Consider the following 8,010-nt stretch of genomic DNA (forward strand, 5'->3'; position numbering starts at 1 on the left):
GATCTTGCCCGAGCGGGTCTTGGGCAGGCCGGGGGCGAACTGGATCACGTCGGGCGTGGCGATGGGGCCGATTTCGTGGCGCACCCACGCGATCAGTTCCTTGCGCAGCGCCTCGTCCGGCTCCACTTCGGCATTGCAGGTAACGAAGGCATAGATGCCCTGTCCCTTGATGTCGTGCGGCATCCCCACCACGGCGGCTTCGGCCACCTTGGCGTGGGCTACCAGCGCAGATTCGATCTCGGCAGTGCCCATGCGGTGGCCGGACACGTTGATCACATCGTCGATGCGCCCGGTGATCCAGTAGTATCCGTCCTCGTCACGGCGGCATCCGTCGCCGGTGAAATACTGGCCCTTGAACGTGCTGAAATAGGTCTGGAAGAAGCGTTCATGATCGCCCCACACGGTGCGCATCTGGCCGGGCCATGAATCGGTGATGACAAGGCAGCCATCAGTCGCGCCTTCAAGGAACACGCCGTCGTTGTCCACCAGCGCGGGCTTCACGCCAAAGAACGGGCGGCTGGCCGAACCGGGCTTCAGCGGGGTGGCGCCGGGCAGGGGGGTGATCATCGCGCCGCCGGTTTCGGTCTGCCACCATGTGTCCACGATCGGGCAGCGGGCATCGCCCACCACCTTGTGATACCATTCCCACGCTTCGGGATTGATCGGCTCGCCCACCGATCCCAGCAGGCGCAGCGAAGCGCGGCTGGTCTTCTTCACCCAGTCGTCACCCTCGCGCATCAGTGCGCGCAGCGCGGTTGGCGCGCCATAGAAGATCTCGACCTTGAACTTGTCGACCACCTGCCAGAAGCGGCTGGGATCGGGCGAATTGGGCACGCCTTCGAACATCACCGTGGTCGCGCCGTTCATCAGCGGGCCGTAGACGACATAGGAATGGCCCGTCACCCAGCCGATGTCCGCCGCGCACCAATAGATCTGATTCGAACCGTCAGGATGGGGACGGTAATCGAACACATACTGGTGCGTCATCGATGCCCAGACCGAATAGCCGCCCGTGGTGTGCAGCACACCCTTGGGCTTGCCGGTGGAGCCAGAGGTGTAGAGGATGAACAGCGGGTCTTCCGCGCCCATTTCCGCAGGCGCGCACTCGGCGCTCTGCTGCGCAACGGCATCGGCCCAATCGACATCGCGGCCTTCGACCACGTTCACGTCGGCCCCGGTGCGGCGCAGCATGATTACGGTATCCACCGCCGGGCACTGCTTGAGCGCCTCGTCCACATTGGCCTTCAGCGGAACCTTCTTGCCACCGCGCAGGCCTTCGTCCGATGTCAGCACGATGCGGCTGTCGCAATCGGTGATGCGGCCTGCCAGCGCATCGGGGCTGAAGCCTGCGAAGACGATGGAATGGATCGCGCCGATGCGCGCGCAGGCCAGCATTGCCACGGCGGCTTCGGGCACCATCGGCAGATAGATCGTCACCCGCTCGCCCCGCTTCACGCCCTTGGCTTTCAGCAGATTGGCAAAGCGGCAGACCTGTTCGTGCAACTGGCGATAGGTGATTTCGCGGTGTGCCTCGCCCACACCGTCCGGCTCCCACAGGATCGCCACGGTATCGCCACGCTCCGCCAGATGGCGGTCAAGGCAGTTGGCCGAAAGGTTCAGCGTGCCGTCCTCGAACCAGCGGATGCCGAAATCGGCTTCGTTGAAAGAGGTGTTCTTGACCCTGGTATAGGGCGTGATCCAGTCGAGCCGTTTGCCATGCTCGCCCCAGAAGCCTTCTGGGTCTTCCACCGATTGGCGATACATCTCGAAGTAGCGCGCCTCGTCCACCAATGCGTTTTGCGCCCACTGCGCGGGGACGGGATAGACGGCTTCGGCCATGTCAGGCTCTCCTCTGATGTCTGGCAATCGATTCCTTGCCCTTTGGCCAAGCCATACCGTCAGAAGCAAGGCCGGGCTTTTGGACATTAGTCTGAGATGAAAGACCACCAGGCCGCCGCGTGCAACCGCAAAGCGCCCGGCGTTTCCGCATGATGTTCCGAAATCCGGGTAAGGGCGGTGTCGCGAATCCCGCACATTCTGCATTCAGGCAATGTTTTGTTGCAAACGCGCCTGCCCCGCGCAAAAACTGCGGCGCAGCTAGGGCACATCGCTTCGGGGGAGCGTGTTTCATCGGGGGCAGGGGCTGGCGGCGAATGGCAAGTCGGCCGGTCCCCGGCGATGATGCGGGCCTCCGGCTGTTGAACCTTGGCACCACGTCTGGCGCTGCTATCGTGCGGATGTGCTGCTGCAAATGCGCCGGGAACCTATGCAACCTGCTTCGATAGTTCTGGTAGAAGACGATGGCCCGCTGCGGACACTTACCGCGCGCGCCCTTCGTGAAAATGGCTACAACGTGCGCACCGCCGCCACCGGCGCGGAAATGTGGGTGGCGCTGGAAAGCGAACCGGCAGACCTTGTGGTGCTGGATATCATGCTGCCCGGCACCAGCGGCATCGAACTGTTTCGCCGCTTGCGCAAGCAAAGCGATGTGCCGATCATCTTCGTTTCCGCGCGCGGCAGCGAAGAAGACCGCGTGCTCGGCCTTGAACTGGGGGCGGACGATTACCTCGCCAAACCGTTCAGCACGCGCGAACTGGTCGCCCGCATCGGCGCGGTCCTGCGTCGCGGCGGCACCACCGGCACCGATACCGCAGGCGAAACCGGATCGCGCAGCGGCGAAATCCGCTTCGATGGCTGGACCGTATCGATGGCCCGGCGCGAACTCCATTCGCCCAGCGGCGCGATGGTCGATCTGACCGGCGCAGAGTTCGATCTGCTCACCACCTTTATCGGCCAGCCGCAGCGCGTGCTGGGTCGCGAACGCCTGATCGAACTTTCGCGCACGCGGCTGGGTGACAGTTCGGACCGCAGCGTCGATGTGCTGGTCAGCCGCCTTCGCCGCAAGCTGGCGGGCGCGGGCGGCAGTGCCCCGATCGTAACGGTGCGCGGCGTGGGCTATATGTTCAAGGCGGAAGTCCAGCGCCCCTGATGCTGCGAAAGTTCGGCCTGCCAGAGCGGTTGCTCGCAATCCTGCTGCTGGTGGCGGGCGTGGATTTCGCCGCAAACACCCTGTTGTTCGAACGCGCCAGCCAGTTCGCCGTGCGCGAGGATGACGCCGCGCGCGTGGCCGAACATCTCGCCATCGCCAGCCGCGCGATGGAACGCGCAACGCCCGCCGAACGGCCCGGCACCGCGCAATCGCTCAGCACGAAGCACTTCGTCGTTATCTGGCGCGAAAACGGCGCGCGCCGCGTCGGCACGGTGCCGCTGGGCACGATGCGCCAGCAGGTGCTTGATCTGACCGACGGCCTCGGCCAGTCCGACCTACAGATATATCTCAAACCGATGGGCGGCGCTGATGCGATCTACGGATCGATGCTGCTGTCCGATCGCAGCGTCCTGTTCTTCCGCACCCGCAGCAGCGATGCCTGGACGCTCAATGCCGGGCGCATCCTTACGCTGATGCTGCCCACGCTGGTGCTGGTGGCGCTGGCCTGGGTGCTGTTCCGCGCAACGCTGGCCCCCTTGCGCACGCTGGTCCGCGCCAGCCGCAAGGTAGGGTCTGGGCCGCCCGAACTGCTTGAAGAGCATGGCACCAGCGAAGTGCGCGAACTGATCCACGCCTTCAACGAAATGCAGCAACGCATTCACGAATCGATGACCAATCGCACCCAGTCGATGCTGGCGATCGGCCACGATCTTCGCACCCCGCTTTCGCGTATGCAGCTTCGGCTGGACGATGCGCGGATCGATGAGGAAACGCGCGCCGACATGGCGCAGGATCTGGGCGAGATGCGCCACATGCTGGAGTCGCTTCAGGCCTTCGTGGACAGCGGCGGCACCCGCATTCCCGCCGAACGCATCGATCTGGCGGTCATGACGCAGACCCTCGTCGATACTGCGGCCGATGATGGTTGCGATGCAACATTCCACGGGCTGGAAAGCATCGAAATCATGGCGCGGCCCGTCTCGGTGCGCCGGGCATTGGCCAATCTGATCGAGAACGCGATCCATTATGCAGGGTCGGTCAACGTCACCGTCCGGCGCGATGGTGACCATGCCGAAGTGCTGATCGAGGATGAAGGTCCCGGAATCCCTGAAGATCGTATGGACGAAGTGATGCAGCCGTTCGTCCGGCTCGATACCGCGCGCTCGCGCGATACGCCGGGCATGGGGCTGGGCCTCGCCATCGTCCGCAGCGCTGTAAAGCTGGACAACGGCGTGCTGCAATTGCGAAACAAACCGGAGGGGGGCTTGGTCATAACCATGCGATTCCCGGTCGCAAGCGCTCCTGCGCGCTGAAACAATTCGTTACAGTCGCGTTCGCAAAGGGAAAGACGAGGCACATACTTTGACAAGCGACCCGATGACCGATTCCGGCTGTCGGCTGCTGACAAAGGTATGGAACAGTGAACGAACTCATCGGCCGCGTCTTCAGCTTTGAAAAGACCGTATTCCCCGACAGTCGCGAACTGTTCGGCAAGCTCGTGAGCGAAGGGCAGTCGCCCAAGGCGCTGATGATCTCCTGCGCCGATTCGCGCATCGTGCCCGAACAGATCATGCAGGCGCAGCCGGGCGAACTCTTCGTCTGCCGCAACGCAGGCAACATGGTCCCCCCCTTCGCCACGATGAACGGCGGCGTCACCTCCACGGTCGAATACGCCGTCCTTGCTCTTGGCGTGCGCGATATCATCGTTTGCGGCCATTCCGATTGCGGCGCGATGAAGGCGCTTTCTGCTCCCACCCTGCCCGAAGGTATGCCCAACGTGGTCGCATGGCTGCGCCACGGTGCAGCAGCGGAAAGCGTCGTGTCGAGCTGCTCGCCCGAACTCGGCACGGATGATCGCGTTCGCGCGGTCAGCCTGCAGAACGTGATCGTCCAGATCGATCACCTGCGCACGCATCCTTCTGTCGCCACCGCCATCGCGCGCGGCGAAATGGCGCTCCACGGCTGGTTCGTGGATATCAGCGCCGGCATGGTGCTGGGCCTTGATGGCGAAACCGGCGAATTCGTGCCCCTGCGCGAAGACAAGCCGCTGCCCGTAGCCGTGCCTGCACGCAAGCGCGCCGTTATCGACGCCTGGACTGCCGAGGCCGCAGAATGACATCCACCACTGCTGAAGCCGAAGGCAGCGGGCTGTCCCGCTACTTCGTGCGGGATTTCACCGCGTCGATCGTGGTGTTTCTCGTCGCCATGCCGTTGTGCATGGGCATTGCCATCGCATCCGGCGTGCCGCCCGAAAAAGGTCTGGTAACCGGAATCATCGGCGGCATCGTCGTTGGCCTGCTCGCAGGTTCGCCGCTGCAGGTCAGTGGTCCTGCCGCCGGTCTTGCGGTGATCGTGTTCGAATTCGTGCGCGACAATGGCCTGTCCGCTCTCGGCCCCGTGCTGGTGCTGGCGGGCGCGCTGCAGTTCGTCGCGGGCGTGGCCAGGCTGGGCGGCGTGTTCCGCGCCATTTCTCCTGCCGTGGTCCACGGGATGCTTGCCGGTATCGGCGCGCTGATCGTGATCGGCCAGTTTCACATCCTGTTCGATGCCAAGCCCATGTCGAACGGTATCGACAATCTGGCAATGATGCCCGCGCGTATGCTGGGGCTGACCCCGTTTGACATCGGCAAGACCGAACTGGCGCTGATGCTGGGCCTGCTCACCATCGGCACGATGATGCTGTGGGAAAAGAAGAAGCCCGCCAGCCTCGGTCTGCTGCCCGGCGCTTTGCTGGGCGTGCTTGCGGCTACTGGTGTGGCATGGGGCTTCGGGCTTGATGTCGCCCGTATCACCGTGCCGGATTCGATCGCTGCGGCCTTCGCCCTGCCCGAAGCAGGCGTGTTCTCCACGCTTACCCAAGGCTCGATGATTGTCTCGGCCATCGCCATCGCTTTCATTGCCAGCGCAGAAACGCTGCTTTCGGCAGCGGCGGTTGACCGGATGCACGATGGCGTGCGCACCGATTACAACAAGGAACTGCGCGCGCAGGGCGTGGGCAACCTGCTCTGCGGTGTGTTCAACGCCCTGCCGATGACCGGCGTGATCGTGCGCAGCTCTGCCAACGTGCAGGCGGGTGCTATGACGCGCATGTCTGCGGTTCTGCATGGCGTGTGGATTCTGGGCTTTGTGGCGTTGCTGCCGTTCATCCTGCGTGAAGTGCCGATGGCGGCGCTCGGCGGCGTGCTGGTGGTCACCGGGTGGAAGCTCGTCAGCCTCAAGCATGTGCAGCACCTGTTCAAGGTGCATGGCTACATGCCCGCGCTGATCTGGACGGCCACGTTCGTTCTCGTGGTGACGACCGACCTCCTGACCGGCGTTCTGGTGGGTCTTGCGCTCTCAGCGCTGGAACTGCTGCCCTATGCCCGGAACCTCAAGTTCCGCGTGGGTGAAAAGTCGGTGGGCGAAGCGGTGCATCTCGAACTTGAAGGTGCTGCCACGTTCCTCGGCCTGACGAAGCTGACCAACGTTCTGGAACAGGTTCCGCACAGCAAGCCGGTTCACGTGATCCTCGATCGCGTTCACGCGATTGACCACACCACCGCCGAAATGCTCACCGAATGGCTTTCGCGCCGTCGCCTGCGCGGCACCGACGTGAAGGTGAGCGGACCTGCCCCGATTCTCAAATCCCTAGCCCACGCAGCCTGATCCCGGCGAAGTGGGCATCCCCCCTGACGGCCGGAAGCACCCCCTTCCGGCCGTCAACTTTTTGTAAGGCGCAAGGCGGCTGGAAACTGAGGTTTCCGGCCGTTTTTGCAGGATCTGCCTTGTGGCAACTGTTGCCATTTGGTCGCAGCATCTTCTGTCGGGACAGGGGGCGCAAAATTTATCTTGCAGTGCAGCAAATCGCGATGATAGGTATTGGCCTCTGCTCCGACGGACGCCCCAATGAGAGGTGATCGCGCGGCAGACGCAGGTGGAACGTGATAATCCTATTCAGGGAGCGTTCCGTATGAAGATCCGTCTGGCCGCAGCCGTGGCACCTGTCGCCCTCGCTATGTTTGCGACTCCGGCTTTCGCGCAGGAAGAAGAATCCAGCCCCATCACCGTTTCGGGCAGCGCTGCTCTCGTCTCCGACTACCGTTTCCGCGGCGTCTCGATGACCGACAAGGAAATGGCCGTGCAGGCTGGCGTCACCGTGGCGCATGAAAGCGGCTTCTATGTCGGCACCTGGGGTTCGAACCTGGCCGGCTGGGGCACCTTCGCTGGTTCCAACATGGAACTCGATATCATCGGCGGCTACAAGACCGAAGTCGGCGGCGTCGGCATCGACGTGGGCCTGACCTGGTACATGTATCCGGGCGGTCTCGACAACACCGACTTCGCAGAACCCTATGTGAAGATTTCGGGCGCTGCCGGTCCTGCCAACCTCCTCGTCGGCGTCGCCTACGCGCCCAAGCAGGAAGCGCTCGGCAAGTGGTACAACAACGGCACCTCGGCAGGCACCGGCGTGTATGACAACCCCGGCGCCAAGGCTGACAACGTGTACATCTGGGCCGATGCTTCGACCTCGATCCCTGACACCGGCCTGACGCTGAAAGGCCACCTCGGCTACACCAAGGGCGGCAACGATGGCCTTGGTCCTCAGGGAACCTCGGTTTCGCCCACCGGCGAATACGTCGATTGGCTGGTCGGCGCTGACTATGCGCTGGGCAACGTCACCCTCGGCGTCGCCTATGTCGATACCGACCTCAGCCCTGCTGACTACAACTACCTGACGCCGAACTTCTCCTCCACCAAGGACGGTTCGAACATCGCAGGTTCGCGCGTGGTCGTCTCGGCAACCGTAGCGTTCTGATAAGGCTGCCGGGCAACCGGTAACTTCCAGACAAAAGCCCCCGTTCCGAAAGGAGCGGGGGCTTTTTGCATCCTGACATCCGCACCCCAATCCCCCAAAAAAACCGAACCCCGCGCCCCCGCGCAGGCGGGGGCCTCAGTCGTTTTACGAAACGCCAGCAGGCAGAAGAGATATCTCACGCAAAGCCGCAAAGACGCGAAGATGTTGCGCAGCGCCGCAGGCCTTG

The 8,010-nt window shown here is 63.4% G+C and carries 6 protein-coding genes; 5 read left to right on the forward strand and 1 reads right to left on the reverse strand.

Going from position 1 to position 8,010, the window contains the following annotated elements:
- Positions 1-1,839 (reverse strand): acetate--CoA ligase (gene acs, locus ACOVQ0_RS10185; RefSeq protein WP_421883819.1); only part of this gene is annotated, 1,839 nt, incomplete at its 3' end.
- A 427-nt stretch (positions 1,840-2,266) separates the two neighbouring features.
- Between acs and ACOVQ0_RS10190 the strand changes: the two genes are divergently transcribed.
- The 5 genes from ACOVQ0_RS10190 to ACOVQ0_RS10210 all read left to right on the forward strand — a co-directional run bounded on the left by ACOVQ0_RS10190 (position 2,267) and on the right by ACOVQ0_RS10210 (position 7,784).
- Positions 2,267-2,989 carry a response regulator transcription factor gene (locus ACOVQ0_RS10190; RefSeq protein ID WP_421883822.1) on the forward strand — a complete coding sequence of 241 codons (723 nt, stop codon included), beginning with the start codon at positions 2,267-2,269 and terminating at the stop codon, positions 2,987-2,989.
- On the forward strand, positions 2,989-4,302 hold the full coding sequence (locus ACOVQ0_RS10195) for an ATP-binding protein (protein WP_421883825.1): 1,314 nt from the start codon (positions 2,989-2,991) through the stop codon (positions 4,300-4,302). The genes ACOVQ0_RS10190 and ACOVQ0_RS10195 overlap by 1 nt, the downstream gene beginning before the upstream one ends.
- A 107-nt stretch (positions 4,303-4,409) precedes the next feature.
- Positions 4,410-5,105: a carbonic anhydrase gene (locus ACOVQ0_RS10200; protein ID WP_421883828.1), complete on the forward strand. Its 696-nt coding sequence runs from the start codon at positions 4,410-4,412 to the stop codon at positions 5,103-5,105.
- The gene (locus ACOVQ0_RS10205; RefSeq protein WP_421883831.1) at positions 5,102-6,634 is read left to right on the forward strand and encodes a SulP family inorganic anion transporter; all 1,533 of its coding nucleotides are present in this window, start codon (positions 5,102-5,104) and stop codon (positions 6,632-6,634) included. Before ACOVQ0_RS10200 ends, ACOVQ0_RS10205 begins: the two co-directional genes overlap by 4 nt.
- A gap of 304 nt (positions 6,635-6,938) precedes the next feature.
- Complete coding sequence (locus ACOVQ0_RS10210) at positions 6,939-7,784, forward strand: TorF family putative porin (protein WP_421883834.1); 846 nt, start codon at positions 6,939-6,941, stop codon at positions 7,782-7,784.
- Positions 7,785-8,010 lie beyond the last annotated feature (226 nt).

This window comes from Novosphingobium sp. (genome assembly GCF_049240505.1).
Classification (GTDB): Bacteria; Pseudomonadota; Alphaproteobacteria; order Sphingomonadales; family Sphingomonadaceae; genus Novosphingobium.